The sequence below is a fragment of the Sphingopyxis sp. L1A2A genome (assembly GCF_005502465.1).
GTDB lineage: Bacteria > Pseudomonadota > Alphaproteobacteria > Sphingomonadales > Sphingomonadaceae > Sphingopyxis.
In genome coordinates this window covers 133345-148804 of the sequence record NZ_SCOT01000005.1, presented here as the reverse complement: position 1 = coordinate 148804, position 15460 = coordinate 133345, and the positions used below count along the sequence as shown (strand labels likewise).

Sequence of the window (15460 nt, the reverse complement as noted above, 5' to 3'; positions counted from 1 at the left end):
ATTCCGCAATGACCGATCAGTCCGCGCCTGTCGCAATCCTGGACCGCCGCATGGTAATAGCATCGCGCATCACGCCGTCATTACCGCGGTAATAAGCAGAACGCCGTCCAACTTCCGAAAACCCGGCGCGCGCATAAAGGTGAATCGCATCATTGTCGGCGCGCATTTCGAGGAAATACTCATCGGCGCCTTGCGCGCTGGCCCAAAGCTGCCAGTCCTGGATCAACAGTCGGCCGATCCCGCGGCCGCGCCAGGCGGGGTCGACCGCGAGCAGCAAGAGTTCGCTTTCCGGCCCGGCAATGCGCGATGCCGAAAATCCGCACGGCTGGTCACCATCCCAGGCGATGCAGACCCGCGCCGAGGGCAAGGCGAACAGGGTGAGCAGCTGCGCCCCGCTCCACGCTTCGCCATAGGTCGGGGCAAACGCGGCATCCATCACGCGCATCACCGCGGCAAGATCACCGACGCGCGCGGTGGCAAGGCGGATGTCGCCCGTCATGCCGCGCTTATCGACTTCGGCATCGGTTTGGCGTCGGGGGCGCGGCCATAGATCGGGCTGGGCTGGTCGATCAGCGCGGCGGGCGGCAGCCGCAGGAACGCGCGCGCGTCGGGCAGCACCGCCAGCGCCCGCCCGCTGCCACGGTGCGCGACAAAAGGTTCGGCGCGGTTGCCGACGACGAGTGCGTCATCGAGCGCCACGGCATCTTCGGGAAGCAGCGAGCGCACCGCGGCGCGCGGCGCCAGGTCGGCGGCGAAGGGCTGGACGAACCATTGGCCATGCCCGCCCTCCATCACGACCAGCGCGCCGCCCGCGGCGGCGATCGCGTCGGCGGCGCTCGCGGCGACCAGCGCTAGGGTCGAAAAGCCGTGCACCGGCACTTGCCAGCCCAAGGCCAGCGCCCGCGCCGCGGCGACCCCGATCCGCACCCCGGCAAAGCTGCCCGGACCACAGCCGACGACGATGGCGTCGGCGCGCCCGCCGCTCGCCAGCTCGGCGATCAGCGGGACGAGGCGTTCGGCATGACCGCGCCCGATCACCGCGTGGCGATGATCGACGACCGCCCCGGCTTCCAGCAGCGCCACCGAACAGGCCTCACTCGCCGAATCGATCACCAAATGGCGCATGGGGGTAGAGAAATCCGGCTCAGGCGAGGCGGTTGAAGCGGCCGAAATCGGGGCGCGGGCTGCGCTCGAAGATCGACGCCGGATCGCCATAGCCGAGGGTCGCGATGAAGTTGCTCTTGACGCTGGGCTGGTCGGCGAAAAAGGCGGCATCGACCGCGTCGTTGCTGAACCCCGACATCGCGCCGGTGTCGAGCCCAAGGGCGCGCGCCGCAAGGATGAAATAGCCGCCCTGCAGGCTGGAGTTACGGAACGCCGTCGCCTTCGCCAGTTCATCGTTGCCGACGAACCAGCTGCGCGCGTCGGCGTGCGGGAACAGCTCGGGCAGATTTTCGTAGAATTCCAGATCCATGCCGATGATCGCGGTGACCGGCGCCGCAAGGATTTTTCCGGCATTGGCCGGCATCGCGAGCGCCGCGAGCTTTTGCTTCGCCGCGTCCGAGGTGCACCAGATGATCCGCGCCGGCAGGCAGTTGGCGCTGGTCGGACCGTATTTCATCAGATCCCAGATCGCATGCAGCTGATCCTCCGATACCGGCCGATCGGTATAGCCGTTATAGGTGCGCGCGGTGCGAAACAGCTGGTCGAGAGCGCGGTCGGATAGCGGCTCGCTCATGGGCTAACTCCTCGGTGAAAATTGGTCAGACGGCGTGGACCGCCGTTACCTCGGGAACATAATGTTTCAAGAGCGATTCGATGCCGTTCTTGAGCGTGGCCGACGAGGAGGGACAGCCGGCACAGGCGCCCTGCATCTTGAGATACACATTGCCCTTGTCGAAGCCGCGATAGACGATGTCGCCGCCGTCGTTGGCCACCGCGGGACGGACGCGCGTTTCGATCAGTTCCTTGATCTGTTCGATGATGTCGGCGTCGGCGGGGTCGTCGGCAAAGCCCGCCTCATCCTCTGGCGGCACCGCAAAGCCCGCGCTGGCAGCGTTGAACAGCGGCACATCGGCGACGAAATGATCCATCAGGATGCCGAGCACGTCGGGCTTGAGGTCGCTCCAGCCGACGCCGGGCGCAGCGGTGACCGATACGAAATCGCGGCCAAAAAACACGCCGGTCACATCGCCGAGCGAAAACAGCGCACTGGCCAGCGGCGACGCCTCGGCCTCTTCGGGGTTGGCAAAGTCGCGGGTTCCCGCCTCCATCACCGCGCGGCCGGGGAGGAATTTGAGCGTCGCCGGATTGGGCGTCGATTCGGTTTCGATCAGCATGGGGTGCATGTGGGGCGGAGCGAGGCTTTGTGCAAGCCGCCAGCGCGCGCTAAAGCCCGCCGATGCGCCGCTTTGCCTACTTTGCCGCCATCGACTGGTCGGGCGCGCGCGGGCCGCGGCAGCGCGGCATCGCCTTGGCAGTGGCCAGCGGTACCGGCGCGCCCGAACTGCAACGCCCCGGCCATGTCTGGTCACGCGCCGAAATCCTGGCGTGGTTGCAGGATGTCGCGGCATCGGGCACCGACATGCTGGTCGGTTTCGATTTTTCCGCGGCGTTCGCCTTTGCCGATTGCGGCGGCTATTTTCCCGAATGGGACGAAAGCCCGGCGGACATCACCCGATTGTGGGCGCTTGTCGAACAGCTGGCAGCGGCCGACCCGCATTATGAGATCGGCGGATTTCTGGCGCACCCCGAAGCGCGGCGACATTTTCGCCACGCGCAGGGCGATGTCGGCGACCTGTTCGCGCCCGGCACGGGACGGCTGCGGATCGTCGAGCAGCACCAGCGCGCCACGAAACAGGCAGCAAGCGTCAGCAATTTCAATCTGGTCGGCGCCGCGCAGGTCGGCAAGGCAAGCCTGGCGGGCATGCGCCTGCTCCACCGGCTGCACCCCATGATGCCGCTGTGGCCGCTCGATCCGGTGCCCACGAGCGGCCCGCTGCTCGCCGAAATCTATACCGGGGTCGCGGCGCGCGCCGGCGGGATAGCGGCCGGGCGCAGCAAGATCCGCGATGGCCGGGCGCTTGATATTGCGCTGGCGGCATTGGGCTCACCGCCAGCGGGACGAACCGGTCCGATGAGCGATCATAGCTGCGACGCGCTGCTGACCGCCGCTTGGCTGCGCAGCATTGCGGGTGAGGCGGCCGCCTGGTCGCCGTCGCCGCTAAACGCTGCGCTCGCGCGCACCGAAGGCTGGACCTTTGGCGTAATTTGAAGCAAGGAGCGCCGGGCGCCGGCTTAGCTCAGTTGGTAGAGCAACCGCCTTGTAAGCGGTAGGTCGTCAGTTCGAGTCTGACAGTCGGCACCAGCCCGTTCCGGCATGCCCCAAACAAGCGCGGTATCGCCGCCGCTGCACGGTTCGTTCAACATTTTTAAAGTTAATTTGTTGGCTTTTGTCACAGACTTGGGTGACATGGCGAGACATTGGGGCACGATTGAACAAGCAGCGAACACGATGGGGCAGCGGACGGAACCGGACTGGGACGAGATTTTCATGCAGGCGGCGCTGCAGCCCGACCGGTGGCTGGAGGCGCTGGACGCGCTGGCCGGTCACACCGGATCGGGTCATGGCCAATTGATCGGGGTCGGCGGCGCCCGCGAAATTCCGTTCAACATCGTGACCAATTTCGGCAGCGACCTGATCGAGCATTTCGCGGCCAGCGGCTGGGGTTCGGAAACCCATAATTTTCGTGTTGCCGCGTCGAACCGGCATGTCGAGCGCGGCTTTTACGACCCCATCCTGCACGAAGACCATTACGACCGGGTCATCCCCCAGCTGGCCTCGCCCGACTATCTTGACTGGTGCGAAGAGATCGGCATTCCGTTCGGGTGCCAGACCAATTTGGTGATCGACAATTTCGGCATCGTCGGCCTGGCCACGTTGCGCGATCGCCAGGATGGTCGCACGACCGCGGCGCAGCGCAAAATCTTTGGCCATGGCGCCAAGGCGGCGCGGCGCGCAGTGCGGTTGCAGGAAAAGCTGGAAGGCGAGCAGGCCAAGCTGCTGGCCGGCGCTTTCGACGCGATTCAGGTTAGCGCCTTCATCATCGACGTTCGCGGCCAATTGCTCGCCCACAGCAGCGGCGCCGAAGCGATGCTGAGCGCCGGCGACATCCGGATTTCGGGCCGGTCGATCGACGCGGCGGGATCGCCGTTTACGCTGCGTCAGGCGATCCAGGCGCTGATCGCGCCCGGCGGCATGAACCATGTCCGCACCAAGATCGCAGTTGCCGAAGATCGACCGCCGACGGTGATCGAGGGCTTTTGCCTGCCCGAACGCGAATGGTCGCTGGGCAAATTGCCGCATGCGATCCTGATCGCCAACGGCCCCAAGCGCGATCGCGCCGGGGTGGCGCAGTATCTGGCGGCGATCTATCGGCTCAGCCCGGCCGAGGCCGATATTGCGATGCGACTATATGAAGGCAAACCGCGGCCCCGGATCGCGGCGGAACGCCGCGTCACGACGGAAACGCTGCGCGGCCAGATCAAGCAGGTCTATCTGAAATGCGGCGTCGATGGCGAGGCCGGATTGATGCGGCTGCTGGCGCCGATCCTTGGTTGAGTACCCCCCAACAGGGGGATGAACCTTTCGCCGGTCCCAAATAAAGGTCCATTTGCAAGGACTAAGGGGGGGCCATTCCTTCGACTGCATCGTGCCGGTTTATCCGGCGATGCGTCGAAGGGGTCGGGCTCAGGATATTCCTGTCGTTCTACGCGACCCAGAACGACAGGGCGAGGGTCCTCGCCAGTAGATTGCTGTGTGCGACCTGGAAGAGCCCCACCGAATTTCGGCGGGGCTCTTTTCGGATCAGCGGTCGCGAAAAGCCTGCGCGGCCGCGGGTGGTTGCGCCGCCGCCGCTGATGGGCCAATCCGGTGATAGTCCAGCACGATCTGCGCCAGCGTCGACAGCGCCAGCGTCGCAGGATCGCGGGTGGCGGGGATCAGCCCGACCGAGGTTTGCAGCTTGTCGCGCCGGTGCCGGGGAATGCCCGCCGCGGCCAGGGCATCGCGCCGATCCTGCTGCGTCCGCGGGCTGCCGATCGCGCCGATGTAAAAGCTGGCGGCGGCGAGCGCAGGGGGGAGCAACGCCTCTTCCCAGTCGCGGTCGTGAAAGAGCGAGATGATCGCGGTCCAGCGATCGGTGGCGAGCGGCGGGAGATGCGTGCGTGTGGTCAGCGCGATCGTCTCGCAACCTGCCGCAGCGAGCGCCGCCAACGCCCGATCGTCGGGCGAGAGCGCGCAGACGTCGGCGCCGAAGGCCCGCGCCAGCCGCGCCAGCGCCGTGAGTTCTTCGCCCTGCCCCATCGCGACGATCCGGAGCGTCGGCGGATAGCAGAGCAGGAACGCGTCGCCCTGCCAACCGGTGCCGGCACCGGGGTCCGAGCCGGGCAGCACCCCCGCCTTTGACAGGCGCAGCGCCGCCGGTTCGCGCCGGTCGTGCTGCGCCAGCGTTCGGGCGAGCGCGTCGCGGTCCGGGTGCGGGTTGAACAGCAGGTCGATGCCGCTGCCGCACGGCAGCCGAATGTCGAGATAGGGCGACCCGGCGCCAAAGCGGACGAGCCGCGCTGCGCCATCGCCCAGCGTGCCGATCGCCTCGGCGACCACCGCCGCTTCGATACAGCCGCCGGTAAACGAGCCGATATGGCGGCCATCGGCGGCCACCGCCATCTGCGCGCCGACCGCGCGCGGCGATGATCCGTCGATGGCTGTCAGGGTCACCAGCACCGCGCCGACGCCTTCATCGACGCGGGCCACAGCGAAGCGCAAGATGTCGGCGGGGGTGGTTGCTATCATCGCCGTTCTGGGGTGAGGATGCCGGACGCGCGGCGGGCGCGGCAAGGAGGGAAAGCGGCCATCATGATCGACGCCGGCGACATTAGCGCCATCCTGCTCGCCGCGGGCGAATCGCGGCGGTTCGGGTCCGACGACAAGCTGCTGGCCCCGCTGGCGGGGGAACCGCTGGCGCTGCATGCCGCGCGGCGGATCATCGCGCTGGCGCCCGGGCGCCGGATTGCGGTCTGCGGCGACGCCGACGGGGCGCTGGCGGGGCAGCTGGTCGAGCTGGGTTTCGAGATTGTCGGCAATCCGCAGCCGGAACGCGGGCTGTCCCATTCGCTGACGTGCGGCATCGCCGAAGCGGCGCGCGGCAGGGAAACGGCGGCGTTGGTGTGCCTTGCCGACATGCCGTTTGTCAGCGCCGGGCATCTCAACCGACTGCTCGATCGCTTCGATCCGGCGGCGGTGCCTATCGTGGGGTCGAGCGATGGCACGGCGGCCATGCCGCCCGCGCTGTTTGCGCGTGCGCTGTTCGATCGCCTGTCCGCCAGCGCCGGGGACCGGGGCGGCAAGGCGCTGCTCGCCGGTGCCGCGCTGGTGACCGCCAGCGCCGACGAACTGGCGGACATCGACCGGCCGGAAGACTTGCGAGGCTGAACATTGTGCCTCGACCGGCGCGCGATCATGCAATCGCAGGCAATTTATCGAGCAATTTGTCGAGGGTGATCGGATAATTGCGCGTGCGGATGCCGGTGGCGTTATAGACCGCATTGGCGACCGCCGCCGCGACCCCGCAAATCCCCAGCTCGCCAACACCCTTTGCCTTCATCGGCGACGTCGTCGGATCGGTTTCGTCGAGGAAGATCACCTCCTGATGCGGGATGTCGGCGTGGACGGGGACTTCATAGCCGGCAAGGTCGTGGTTGACGAAAAAGCCGAAGCGTTTGTCGACCGCGAGCTCCTCCATCAGCGCCGATCCCGCGCCCATCGTCATCGCGCCGATGACCTGGCTGCGCGCCGCCTTGGGATTGAGGATGCGCCCCGCGGCGCACACCGCGAGCATCCGGCGGATGCGAATTTCGCCGGTCGCGGCGTGGACCCCGACCTCGACAAAATGGGCGCCAAAGGTCGATTGCTGATATTTTTCGGCGAGATCGCCATAGTCCATCTTGTCCTCGGCGACGAGTTCGCCGTCTTTGGCCGCGTCGCCCAGCGCCGCGCTGCGCCGCCCCGCCTTGACCTTGCCGCCCGCGAACACCGCGTCGAGCGGGTTCATGCCCAGCTTTTGCGCCACCGCTTCGCGCAGCTTGACGCAGGCGGCATAGACCCCGGCGGTCGAGCTGTTGGCGCCCCACTGGCCGCCCGATCCGGCCGACACCGGGAACGCCGAATCGCCCAACTTCACGACGATCTTGTCGAGCGGCAAGCCCATCATTTCGGCGGCGGTCTGCGCGATGATCGTGTAGCTGCCGGTGCCGATGTCGGTCATGTCGGTTTCGACCGTCACCACCCCCGCTGTGTCGAGGCGAACGCGCGCCGCCGATGGCGCGTTCATATTGTTGCGGAACGCCGCGGCGACCCCGGTGCCGACCAGCCACTGGCCGTCGCGGGTCATGCCCGGTTTGGCATTGCGCCTGGCCCAGCCGAATTTGTCGGCGCCGGTTTTCAGACATTCGTTGAGCTGGCGCTGCGAAAAGGGGCGGCTTGGCTTTTCGGGATCGACCTGGGTGTCGTTGATGACGCGGAACTGGATCGGATCGATCCCCAGCTTTTCCGCCATCTCGTCGACCGCGACTTCGAGCGCCATCAACCCCGGCGCTTCGCCGGGCGCGCGCATCGCATTGCCTTCGGGCAAATCGAGCACCGCCAGCCGCATCGCGGTCATCCGGTTCGCGCCCGCGTATAGCAGCCGCGTCTGCGCGACCGCGGTTTCGGGGCCGCCGCCGGGGAGGTCGCCCGACCAGCTTTCGTGACCGATCGCGGTGATCTTGCCATCCGCTGTCGCGCCGATCCGGATCCGCTGGATCGTCGCCGGGCGGTGGGTGGTGTTGTTGATCATCAGCGGGCGCTGCAGCGCAACCTTGACCGGCCGCCGCGCCGCCTTTGCCCCGAGCGCGGCAAGCAGAACGTCGGCGCGGTTGAACAATTTGCCGCCGAACCCGCCGCCGATATAGGGCGAGTCGAACCGGATATTTTCCTTGGGAATGCCCAGCGTCTTGGCCATGTCGCCGACCGACCAGGCGATCATCTGGTTCGACGTCCACAGCGTCAGCTTGTCGCCGTCCCACGCCGCGATCGAGGCGTGGGGTTCCATCATCGCGTGGCTGTGGTCGGGGGTGGTGTAGCGGGCGTCGAGCTGGACCGGGGCGGCGGCAAAGGCGCCGGCAAAATCGCCGACGCTGCTATCGGGTTCGGTGCCGAACACCGCCGGCGGCTTGATGGCGGCATCGAGCGCGGCGGCCAGTTCAAAAGCGCCCTTGCTGCGCGCATATTCGACGCGGACCAGCGCCGCCGCGGCGCGCGCCTGCTCGAACGTTTCGGCCACCACGAGCGCGATCGCCTGATGATAATGATCGATCGCCGGGCCACCGAGCAGTTTGGCGGTGTTGAAATTGCCCTTGCCGAGCTTGCCCGCAGTGCCAGCGGTGACAATCGCCAGCACCCCGGGGGCGGCTTTCGCGGCATCGAGGTTCATCGACGAAATCCGCCCCTTGGCGATCGCCGATCCGACAACATAGCCATAGGCCTGGTTCGCCGCGACATCGTGCCGTTCATAGGCATAGGGGGCGAGGCCGGTCGTCTTGAGCGGGCCGTCGATGCGGTTGGTGGGTTTGCCGATCACCTTCAGCTGGTCGATCGGGTTGGTCGTTGCGGGGGTGTCGAACTTCATGGCTCAGCCCCTTGCTTGTGCCAGCACCCCGGCGAGCGTGCGCTCGACCAGTGGCAGTTTATAGGCATTTTCGTGGCTCGGCTTGGCGCCCGCGAGCAGCTTGGCGGTGACCGCTTTGGCGCCGCGCGGCAGCTCGGCTTCGGCGGCCTCGATCCGCCAGGGTTTGTAACCGACGCCGCCCAGCGCGACGCGGCCCGATCCGTCCTTCTGGACGACCGCCGCGACCGAAATCAGCGCAAAGGCATAGGAGGCGCGGTCGCGGACCTTTTGATAGATATGCGTACCGCCCACCGGTTTCGGCAGCGTCACCGCAGTGATCAGCTCGCCGGGCGCGAGAACCGTGTCGAGGTGCGGCGTCTTTCCCGGGGCGCGATAGAAATCGGCCACCGGGACCGAACGCGTCTTGCCGGCGCCATCGACCGTTTCGACCCATGCGTCGAGCGCGCGCATCGCGACCGCCATGTCGCTGGGGTGGGTGGCGATGCAGGCGTCGCTGGCGCCGACGATGGCGTGCAGGCGGCTGAATCCGCCGATCGCCGCACAGCCGCTGCCCGGCTTGCGTTTGTTGCACGGCATGTTGGTGTCGTAAAAATAGGGGCAGCGGGTGCGCTGGAGCAGATTGCCCGCGGTCGTCGCCTTGTTACGCAGCTGGCCCGACGCGCCCGCGACCAGCGCCCGCGACAGCAGGCCATAGTCGCGCCGCACGCGGGCATCGGCGGCCAGATCGGTGTTGCGGACCATCGCCCCGATGCGCAGTCCGCCGTCGGTTGTCGGCTCGATCGTATCGAGCGCCAGGCGGCTGACATCGATCAGATGCGCCGGGGTCTCGATCTCCAGCTTCATCAGGTCGAGCAAATTGGTGCCGCCGGCGATGAAGCGGGCGCCTTTTGTCTTGGCAAAAGCGGCGGTGGCGGCGGCGGGCGTCTCGACGCGCTCATAGGTGAAGCTCTTCATGCCTTCACTCCCGCCACATCGGTCATCGCGTCGATGATGTTCGAATAGGCACCGCAGCGGCAGATATTGCCGCTCATCCGCTCGCGCAGTTCGCTCGCGGTGACTTTGGGCGCTTTGGTCAGGTCGGCGGTGACATGGCTGGGGATGCCGGCCTTGATCTCGTCGAGCACCGCGACCGCCGAGCAGATCTGGCCCGGGGTGCAATAACCGCATTGATAGCCGTCATGTTCGACGAACGCGTCCTGCATCGGGTGCATCTTGTCCGGAGTGCCCAGCCCCTCGATCGTTATGATCTTGTCGCCGTCGTGCATCACCGCCAGCGTCAGGCAGCTGTTGATCCGCCGCCCGTCGACGATGACGGTGCAGGCGCCGCACTGGCCATGATCGCAGCCCTTCTTGGTGCCGGTCAGCTGCAGCTGCTCGCGCAGCACGTCGAGCAGCGACGTCCGTGTGTCGAGTTCGAGCGCGTGCGGCGTCCCGTTCACTTCAAACGCGACCTTTGCGGTCGGCGGCGCGGTTGCGGCCTTTGTTGGCGCCGCACTGGCGCGCGTCGGCACGACGGTCACCGCCGCCACCGACGCCCCGCCCGCGAGCACGCCGCGGCGCGAAAAATCAAGATCCCCAGGCGTTTGCATCGCGCGTCCCCGATTCTGTTTCTGGTTGCCGTCGGGCAGAGGCGCCCACGGGAAGGTCAGGCAGTCAATGCCGCGCGTGCATTATCGGTTGCCGCGTCGGCGCAGAAATTTCGGATTCGGGAATCAGATTAACATACCGATCGGTCAGCTACCAGCCGAACCCGCCGCGACAGTGGCAAGTTCCCCGCGCGCCTGGCGAAAAACCTCGATGCTGCCCCAGATTGCCAGCGTCGCCATGATCGCCGCCACCGCAAGGTCGGGCCAGCTTTGCCCGGTGCCGAACACGCCGAGCGCAGCGCCCATCACCGCGACATTGCCGATCGCGTCGTTGCGCGAACAGATCCACACCGAGCGCATGTTCGCGTCGCCGGTGCGATAGCGATAGAGCATCAGCGCGACCGCGACATTGGCGGCGAGCGCGAGCGCGCCGATCAACCCCATGGTTTCGGCATGCGGCGCTGAGCCGCTGACGAAACCCCACACCGCCGAACTCAGCACCCACAGGCCAAAGGCGAGCATCGTCACCGCCTTGACCATTGCGGCGCGCGCACGCCACGCGAGCGCCATCCCGGCAACCCCCAGGCTGATCGCATAATTGGCGGCGTCGCCCAGAAAATCGAGCGCATCGGCTTGCAGCGCGCGCGAGTCCGCGGCGACCCCCGCGACAATCTCGACCCCGAACATCGCGGCGTTGATCAGCAGCGCGATCCACAGGATGCGCCGCCAGCGCGGGTCGTCCAGCGCGGTCTTGCCGCTGGCGCCGGCACAGCATTGATCGGCCACGGTCGAGGCTCCTTTGATATTCGAGTCGATACCCTCTATGCACCCTGTAGCAACTACAGGGTCAAGCCATGAAAATCGGTGAATTGTCGCGGGCAACCGGGACCAATATCGAAACCATCCGCTATTATGAGCGCATCGGGCTGTTGCCCGAGCCGGATCGGACCGCGGCGAACTACCGCAGCTATGGCGACGCGCACCGGTCGCGGCTGGCGTTCGTGCGCCATTCGCGCGACCTGGGCTTCACGATCGAGGAAATCCGCTCGCTGCTCGACCTGTCGGACGATCCGGGACGCGATTGCAGCGAGGCCGACCGCATCGCGAGCCGCCATCTGGCGCAGGTCGAGGACAAGATCGCGCAGCTGACCCTGCTCCGCGACGAACTGGCGCGCATCGTCGGGCGCTGCCGCGGCGGGGTCGCCGCCGATTGCCGGGTGATCGAGGCGCTGGGTGATCATGGCGGTTGTGCGGGGGCGCACTGACGCCCCTTTCCATTCGTCATTCCCGCGAAAGCGGTGACCCAGGGCGGACGTCGGCTGACCACGCCCTGGGTTCCCGCTTTCGCGGGAATGACGAGGTGGGTGGATGGTTTATGGGAAAAGGTGGGACGATTCTGTTGCCCGGCTCGTCCCCAGCCGCTGGTATCCGATTCTGTTGCCCGGTTCGGTCCGAACCGCGTTCTATTTGTCTAACCTTAGGCCGTGAGGCTTATCGGTTAGGCAGCCAGAGCGAGTGCTTCGTTATCGTTAGCACCTATTGGTTTTGAGCCTTGAACGGGTTACTCAGCCCGGGCAAAAATATCGTCTTTGAACACACGTCGATCCTGGTTCGGCCCCGTCAGAAGCCCGCTTTTCCTGTCGGATCGGCGGGTTTGTGGTGGAGCCGCCGGGTACTGCCCCCGGGTCCGCTGTGTCTATTCCACGACACCATTTATCACCATAGTCGGCCGAAACCGACAGGGCCTATATAGGGTGCCTGCGCGCCGAATGAAAGGGCGCAACCGTTCCTCTCTTTCCGTTCGCATCGAGCGAAGTCGAGATGCCGTGAGGCCGAGCACCCAGCATGGGTGTCTCGACTTCGCTCGACACGAACGGGTGTGGGCTATTTCTTCCGCAGCTCGTCGCGGATTTCGGTGAGGAGATCGACCTCGGTCGGACCGGCCGGCGCCTCGGCCGGTTTGATGAACTTGCTCGCCTGGCGGACCAGCAGGAAGACGACAAACGCCAGCAGGACGAAATTGATGATCGCGGTGACGAAGCTGCCGAGCGCCATCACATTGGCGCCGCTCGCCTTGGCGGCAGCCAGCGTCATCCCGGCGGTGACCTTCTCCCCGCCCGACAGGATCAGATATTTGTTGGTGAAATCGACCCCGCCGCCGGTGATCAGGCCGATAAAGGGCATCAAGACATCGTCGGTCAGCGATTTGACGATCGTCCCGAATGCCGCGCCGATGATGACGCCGACCGCCAGTCCCATGACATTGCCCTGGTTCAAAAACGCCTTGAAATCCTTGATCATGTTCTCACCCCTTTGGTCGCTTCGATTGCGGGTTTCAGACTGCATGACACGATTATCGGCGTCAATGATTGCGGGTGGGCGGGCGTCTTACTATATTAAGGCAGTTGGCGCGGCGCCGTGCCGCGCGAAGGGAGTGCCTGACCCATGACTTTGCGTTCTGCCCGTTGGCTGATTATCCCCGTCGCGGCCGTGTCGCTGTCCGCGTGCGGCATCAACAGCGTTCCCACCAAGGAAGAAGCCGCCAAGGCGAAATGGGCGAATGTCGAGGCCGCATATCAGCGCCGCGCCGACCTGATCCCCAACCTCGTCGAAACCGCCAAGGGCGCCTCGCAGATCGAGCAATCGACGCTGCAAGGCGTGATCCAGGCGCGCGCGTCGGCGACGCAGGTGAAACTCAGCACCGACGATCTGGAAGATCCCGCCAAGGTGCAGGCGTTCCAGCAGGCGCAGGGCAATGTGTCGAGCGCACTCGGCCGCCTGCTCGTGACCGTTGAAGCCTATCCCGACCTGAAAAGCCAGGCGCGCTTCGCCGACCTGATGACCCAGCTGGAGGGCACCGAAAACCGCATCAACGTGTCGGTGCAGGACTATAATGGCGCGGTGCAGGATTATAACACGACGATCCGCACCTTCCCCGACATCATCGGCGCCAAGATTGTCCATGGCGCCAAGCCGATGACCCCGTATCGCGCGGTGACGCCGAACGCCAATCAGGCGCCGAAGGTCGATTTCGGGCAGTAAAATGGGCCTGACCGCCCTGCTTCGTCCGTTCGCAACGGCAGCCCTGACCGGGCTACTGTTGCTGACCGCTGCCCCCGCCGCCGCGCAGACTTTTCCCAGGCTGGCGGGCAATCCGGTCGTTGATCAGGCCGGCGTCATTCCGGCGGGCGAGGAAGCGGCGCTCAATACGCAGCTGCTCGAACTGGAGAAAAAGACCGGGCACCAGCTGGTGGTCGCAACGGTCAGCGATCTGGAAGGCCGCGATGTTGCCGATTATGGCTATCGGCTGGGCCGCGAGTGGCAGATCGGCGATGCCGAGAAGGACGACGGCGTCGTCTTTCTGATCGCGCCGAACGAGCGGCGGATGCACATCGCGGTCGGGCTGGGGCTGGAACCGGTGCTGACCGACGCGATGTCGGGACGGATCATCCGCGATACCATCACGCCGCGATTCAAGGCGAATGATTATCCGGGCGGCATCCGGGCCGGGGTCAATGCGATCGCCGAACAGATCCAGCTGTCGCCCGAAGAAGCCGCGGCGCGCGCGCAGGCGGCGGCGGCGCAGGAACGCGACCGCGCCGATGACGGCAATTTTGGCGGTCTGTTCTTTGTCGGCTTCATCATCTTCATTTTCTTCGTCCTGCCGATGCTGGCGCGGATCGGGCGGCGCGGCAAAAAGCGGCGCAAGGGGCGTCCGTGGGATGCGCCGATCATCATCTGGGGCGGCGACGATTGGGGCGGCGGCAGCGGCGGCGGTTCATCCTGGGGCGGCGGTAGCTGGGGCGGCGGCGGCGGTGGCGGCGGCTTTGGTGGCTTTTCGGGCGGTGGCGGCTCGTTCGGGGGCGGCGGCGCCTCCGGCGGCTGGTAGGGGACACAGATCGTGCCAAAGAAAATCAGCCATGTCAGCGCCGCCGACCATGATGTCGTCACCGTCGCGGTCGCCGCGGCGGAGGCGCATACGAGCGGCGAGATCGTTACCGTCGTTGCGACGCAATCGAATGATTATGACGATGTCGCGCTCGTGTGGGCCAGCGTCGTCGCCTTTATCGCGATGTCGGTGGTCGCGCTGTTTCCCGAATTTTATCGCGGGCTTTACGACCGGCTGACCGGCGGCTGGGGCTATGAGCTGACCGCCAATCAATGGCTGGGGACGGTGATTGCCATCGGCGTCGTCAAATGGATCGCCATGTGGTTGATCCTGCTGTGGCGGCCGCTGCGGCTGGCGCTAACCCCGCGCGCGATCAAGGCGCAGCGGGTGCGCGCGCGCGCCGTCGACCTGTTCAAGGTCGGTACCGAGGCGAAAACCTTGGGGCGCACCGGGGTGCTGCTGTACCTCAGCCTGAAAGAACATCGCGCCGACATCGTCGCCGACGAGGCAATTGCGGCGAAAGTGTCGCCCGACGTGTGGGGCGATGCGATGGCGGCGCTGATCGAACGGGTGCGCGCGGGCGAGCCGGGTGCAGGCATGGCAGCGGCGGTCACGCAGATGGGCGTCGTCCTGGCCGAACATTTTCCGCGCGGCAGCGAGAATCCGAACGAACTGCCCGATCGGTTGATCGAGATTTAGGAGCGCATTTCATGTCCCGCCCTGCCCCCGACACCCCCATCGAAACCCGCTGGGAGGGCCGCTTCATCACGGTCAAGCAGCAGGGGACGTGGGAATATGTGTCGCGCTCGCGCGGCATCCATGCCGCGGTGATCCTGGCGATCGACGATGCAGCCGACGGACGCCACGTCATTCTGGTCGAACAATATCGCGTGCCGCTCAAGGTGAATTGCCTCGAACTGCCTGCAGGACTGGTCGGCGACGACAGCGCGGGTGAGGCGGCGGACGTGGCGGCGACGCGCGAGCTGGAGGAAGAAACCGGCTATCGCGCCGCGCATTGGCGCACGGTCGGCGAATTTTTCAGCTCGCCGGGGATGGTCAGCGAAAGCTTCACCCTGCTGGTCGCGACCGGGCTGACCAGGGTCGGCGATGGCGGCGGGGTCGATAGCGAGGACATCATCGTCCACCGGGTGCCGCTGGACGGGATTGCCGATTTCGTTGCGGCGAAACGCGCCGAAGGGTGCGGGATCGATGTGCGGGTGGCGATGCTGCTGACGGGTGGGTTGCTGGCCAACCTCTGA

General features: G+C 66.2%; 18 protein-coding genes, 1 tRNA gene and 1 other RNA gene. 9 read left to right on the top strand and 11 right to left on the bottom strand.

The genetic code is table 11. The features are described 5' to 3' along the window. Positions 1-16 precede the first annotated feature (16 nt). The 4 genes from FFS68_RS05520 to FFS68_RS05505 are packed head-to-tail and all read right to left on the bottom strand — an operon-like array spanning position 17 to position 2339. Positions 17-499, bottom strand: a complete 483-nt coding sequence (locus FFS68_RS05520) for a GNAT family N-acetyltransferase (RefSeq protein WP_249340025.1) — start codon at positions 497-499, stop codon at positions 17-19. Next, positions 496-1125, bottom strand: coding sequence for a tRNA (adenosine(37)-N6)-threonylcarbamoyltransferase complex dimerization subunit type 1 TsaB (gene tsaB / locus FFS68_RS05515; protein ID WP_137752194.1), 630 nt, complete (start codon positions 1123-1125; stop codon positions 496-498). The genes FFS68_RS05520 and tsaB overlap by 4 nt, the downstream gene beginning before the upstream one ends. Before the next feature lie 19 nt (positions 1126-1144). Next, positions 1145-1738: a malonic semialdehyde reductase gene (locus tag FFS68_RS05510; protein ID WP_137752193.1), complete on the bottom strand. Its 594-nt coding sequence runs from the start codon at positions 1736-1738 to the stop codon at positions 1145-1147. A gap of 25 nt (positions 1739-1763) precedes the next feature. Further along, entirely contained in the window at positions 1764-2339 is a 576-nt protein-coding gene (locus FFS68_RS05505) for a NifU family protein (RefSeq protein ID WP_137752192.1), read from the bottom strand. Between the two features lie 62 nt (positions 2340-2401). Between FFS68_RS05505 and FFS68_RS05500 the strand changes: the two genes are divergently transcribed. The 3 genes from FFS68_RS05500 (at position 2402) to FFS68_RS05490 (ending at position 4621) form a co-directional block, all read left to right on the top strand. Continuing rightward, positions 2402-3274, top strand: coding sequence for a hypothetical protein (locus tag FFS68_RS05500; RefSeq protein ID WP_137752191.1), 873 nt, complete (start codon positions 2402-2404; stop codon positions 3272-3274). 17 nt (positions 3275-3291) lie between these two features. Next, positions 3292-3367, top strand: a tRNA-Thr gene (locus tag FFS68_RS05495). 147 nt (positions 3368-3514) lie between these two features. Continuing rightward, the gene (locus tag FFS68_RS05490; RefSeq protein WP_137752190.1) at positions 3515-4621 is read left to right on the top strand and encodes a helix-turn-helix transcriptional regulator; all 1107 of its coding nucleotides are present in this window, start codon (positions 3515-3517) and stop codon (positions 4619-4621) included. Positions 4622-4867: 246 nt separating this feature from the next. Here FFS68_RS05490 and FFS68_RS05485 read toward each other — a convergent pair whose 3' ends face one another. Beyond that, entirely contained in the window at positions 4868-5854 is a 987-nt protein-coding gene (locus FFS68_RS05485; RefSeq protein WP_137752189.1) for an XdhC family protein, read from the bottom strand. A 63-nt stretch (positions 5855-5917) separates the two neighbouring features. Between FFS68_RS05485 and FFS68_RS05480 the strand changes: the two genes are divergently transcribed. Further along, a complete protein-coding gene (locus FFS68_RS05480) occupies positions 5918-6493 on the top strand; it encodes a nucleotidyltransferase family protein (protein WP_171003751.1) in 576 nt (191 codons plus the stop codon). Between the two features lie 25 nt (positions 6494-6518). On the opposite strand, the gene paoC is transcribed toward FFS68_RS05480, so the two are convergent. The 4 genes from paoC to FFS68_RS05460 form a co-directional block, all read right to left on the bottom strand. Further along, entirely contained in the window at positions 6519-8726 is a 2208-nt protein-coding gene (gene paoC, locus FFS68_RS05475) for an aldehyde oxidoreductase molybdenum-binding subunit PaoC (protein ID WP_137752187.1), read from the bottom strand. A gap of 3 nt (positions 8727-8729) precedes the next feature. Continuing rightward, the gene (locus FFS68_RS05470) at positions 8730-9680 is read right to left on the bottom strand and encodes a xanthine dehydrogenase family protein subunit M (protein WP_137752186.1); all 951 of its coding nucleotides are present in this window, start codon (positions 9678-9680) and stop codon (positions 8730-8732) included. Further along, positions 9677-10315: an aldehyde dehydrogenase iron-sulfur subunit PaoA gene (gene paoA, locus FFS68_RS05465; RefSeq protein ID WP_137752185.1), complete on the bottom strand. Its 639-nt coding sequence runs from the start codon at positions 10313-10315 to the stop codon at positions 9677-9679. The genes FFS68_RS05470 and paoA overlap by 4 nt, the downstream gene beginning before the upstream one ends. Before the next feature lie 144 nt (positions 10316-10459). Continuing rightward, complete coding sequence (locus FFS68_RS05460; protein WP_137752184.1) at positions 10460-11098, bottom strand: cation transporter; 639 nt, start codon at positions 11096-11098, stop codon at positions 10460-10462. A 68-nt stretch (positions 11099-11166) separates the two neighbouring features. Between FFS68_RS05460 and FFS68_RS05455 the strand changes: the two genes are divergently transcribed. Then, positions 11167-11577: a helix-turn-helix domain-containing protein gene (locus tag FFS68_RS05455; protein ID WP_137752183.1), complete on the top strand. Its 411-nt coding sequence runs from the start codon at positions 11167-11169 to the stop codon at positions 11575-11577. Between the two features lie 158 nt (positions 11578-11735). On the opposite strand, the gene ssrA is transcribed toward FFS68_RS05455, so the two are convergent. Then, positions 11736-12091: a transfer-messenger RNA gene (ssrA, locus tag FFS68_RS05450) on the bottom strand. Between the two features lie 105 nt (positions 12092-12196). After that, entirely contained in the window at positions 12197-12613 is a 417-nt protein-coding gene (mscL, locus tag FFS68_RS05445; protein WP_137752182.1) for a large conductance mechanosensitive channel protein MscL, read from the bottom strand. 144 nt (positions 12614-12757) lie between these two features. Between mscL and FFS68_RS05440 the strand changes: the two genes are divergently transcribed. Genes FFS68_RS05440 through FFS68_RS05425 form a run of 4 tightly spaced genes read left to right on the top strand, consistent with a single transcriptional unit; the run spans position 12758 to position 15460 of the window. Continuing rightward, positions 12758-13354 (top strand): LemA family protein, encoded by a 597-nt coding sequence (locus tag FFS68_RS05440; protein ID WP_137752181.1) that lies wholly within the window; start codon positions 12758-12760, stop codon positions 13352-13354. Position 13355: 1 nt separating this feature from the next. After that, a complete protein-coding gene (locus FFS68_RS05435; RefSeq protein ID WP_137752180.1) occupies positions 13356-14201 on the top strand; it encodes a TPM domain-containing protein in 846 nt (281 codons plus the stop codon). Between the two features lie 12 nt (positions 14202-14213). Next, complete coding sequence (locus FFS68_RS05430) at positions 14214-14900, top strand: hypothetical protein (protein WP_137752179.1); 687 nt, start codon at positions 14214-14216, stop codon at positions 14898-14900. Between the two features lie 11 nt (positions 14901-14911). Continuing rightward, the gene (locus FFS68_RS05425) at positions 14912-15460 is read left to right on the top strand and encodes an NUDIX hydrolase (RefSeq protein WP_137752178.1); all 549 of its coding nucleotides are present in this window, start codon (positions 14912-14914) and stop codon (positions 15458-15460) included.

What these genes read in the sequence shown, in the direction of transcription:
- FFS68_RS05485 (WP_137752189.1), bottom strand. Translation starts at nt 5,854, where the DNA reads ATGATAGCAACCACCCCCGCCGACATCTTGCGCTTCGCTGTGGCCCGC.
- FFS68_RS05425 (WP_137752178.1), top strand. Translation starts at nt 14,912, where the DNA reads ATGTCCCGCCCTGCCCCCGACACCCCCATCGAAACCCGCTGGGAGGGC.
- FFS68_RS05520 (WP_249340025.1), bottom strand. Translation starts at nt 499, where the DNA reads ATGACGGGCGACATCCGCCTTGCCACCGCGCGCGTCGGTGATCTTGCC.
- FFS68_RS05435 (WP_137752180.1), top strand. Translation starts at nt 13,356, where the DNA reads ATGGGCCTGACCGCCCTGCTTCGTCCGTTCGCAACGGCAGCCCTGACC.
- FFS68_RS05500 (WP_137752191.1), top strand. Translation starts at nt 2,402, where the DNA reads ATGCGCCGCTTTGCCTACTTTGCCGCCATCGACTGGTCGGGCGCGCGC.
- FFS68_RS05505 (WP_137752192.1), bottom strand. Translation starts at nt 2,339, where the DNA reads ATGCTGATCGAAACCGAATCGACGCCCAATCCGGCGACGCTCAAATTC.
- FFS68_RS05490 (WP_137752190.1), top strand. Translation starts at nt 3,515, where the DNA reads ATGGGGCAGCGGACGGAACCGGACTGGGACGAGATTTTCATGCAGGCG.
- mscL (WP_137752182.1), bottom strand. Translation starts at nt 12,613, where the DNA reads ATGATCAAGGATTTCAAGGCGTTTTTGAACCAGGGCAATGTCATGGGA.
- FFS68_RS05470 (WP_137752186.1), bottom strand. Translation starts at nt 9,680, where the DNA reads ATGAAGAGCTTCACCTATGAGCGCGTCGAGACGCCCGCCGCCGCCACC.
- paoA (WP_137752185.1), bottom strand. Translation starts at nt 10,315, where the DNA reads ATGCAAACGCCTGGGGATCTTGATTTTTCGCGCCGCGGCGTGCTCGCG.
- FFS68_RS05440 (WP_137752181.1), top strand. Translation starts at nt 12,758, where the DNA reads ATGACTTTGCGTTCTGCCCGTTGGCTGATTATCCCCGTCGCGGCCGTG.
- FFS68_RS05455 (WP_137752183.1), top strand. Translation starts at nt 11,167, where the DNA reads ATGAAAATCGGTGAATTGTCGCGGGCAACCGGGACCAATATCGAAACC.
- paoC (WP_137752187.1), bottom strand. Translation starts at nt 8,726, where the DNA reads ATGAAGTTCGACACCCCCGCAACGACCAACCCGATCGACCAGCTGAAG.
- FFS68_RS05480 (WP_171003751.1), top strand. Translation starts at nt 5,918, where the DNA reads ATGATCGACGCCGGCGACATTAGCGCCATCCTGCTCGCCGCGGGCGAA.
- FFS68_RS05510 (WP_137752193.1), bottom strand. Translation starts at nt 1,738, where the DNA reads ATGAGCGAGCCGCTATCCGACCGCGCTCTCGACCAGCTGTTTCGCACC.
- tsaB (WP_137752194.1), bottom strand. Translation starts at nt 1,125, where the DNA reads ATGCGCCATTTGGTGATCGATTCGGCGAGTGAGGCCTGTTCGGTGGCG.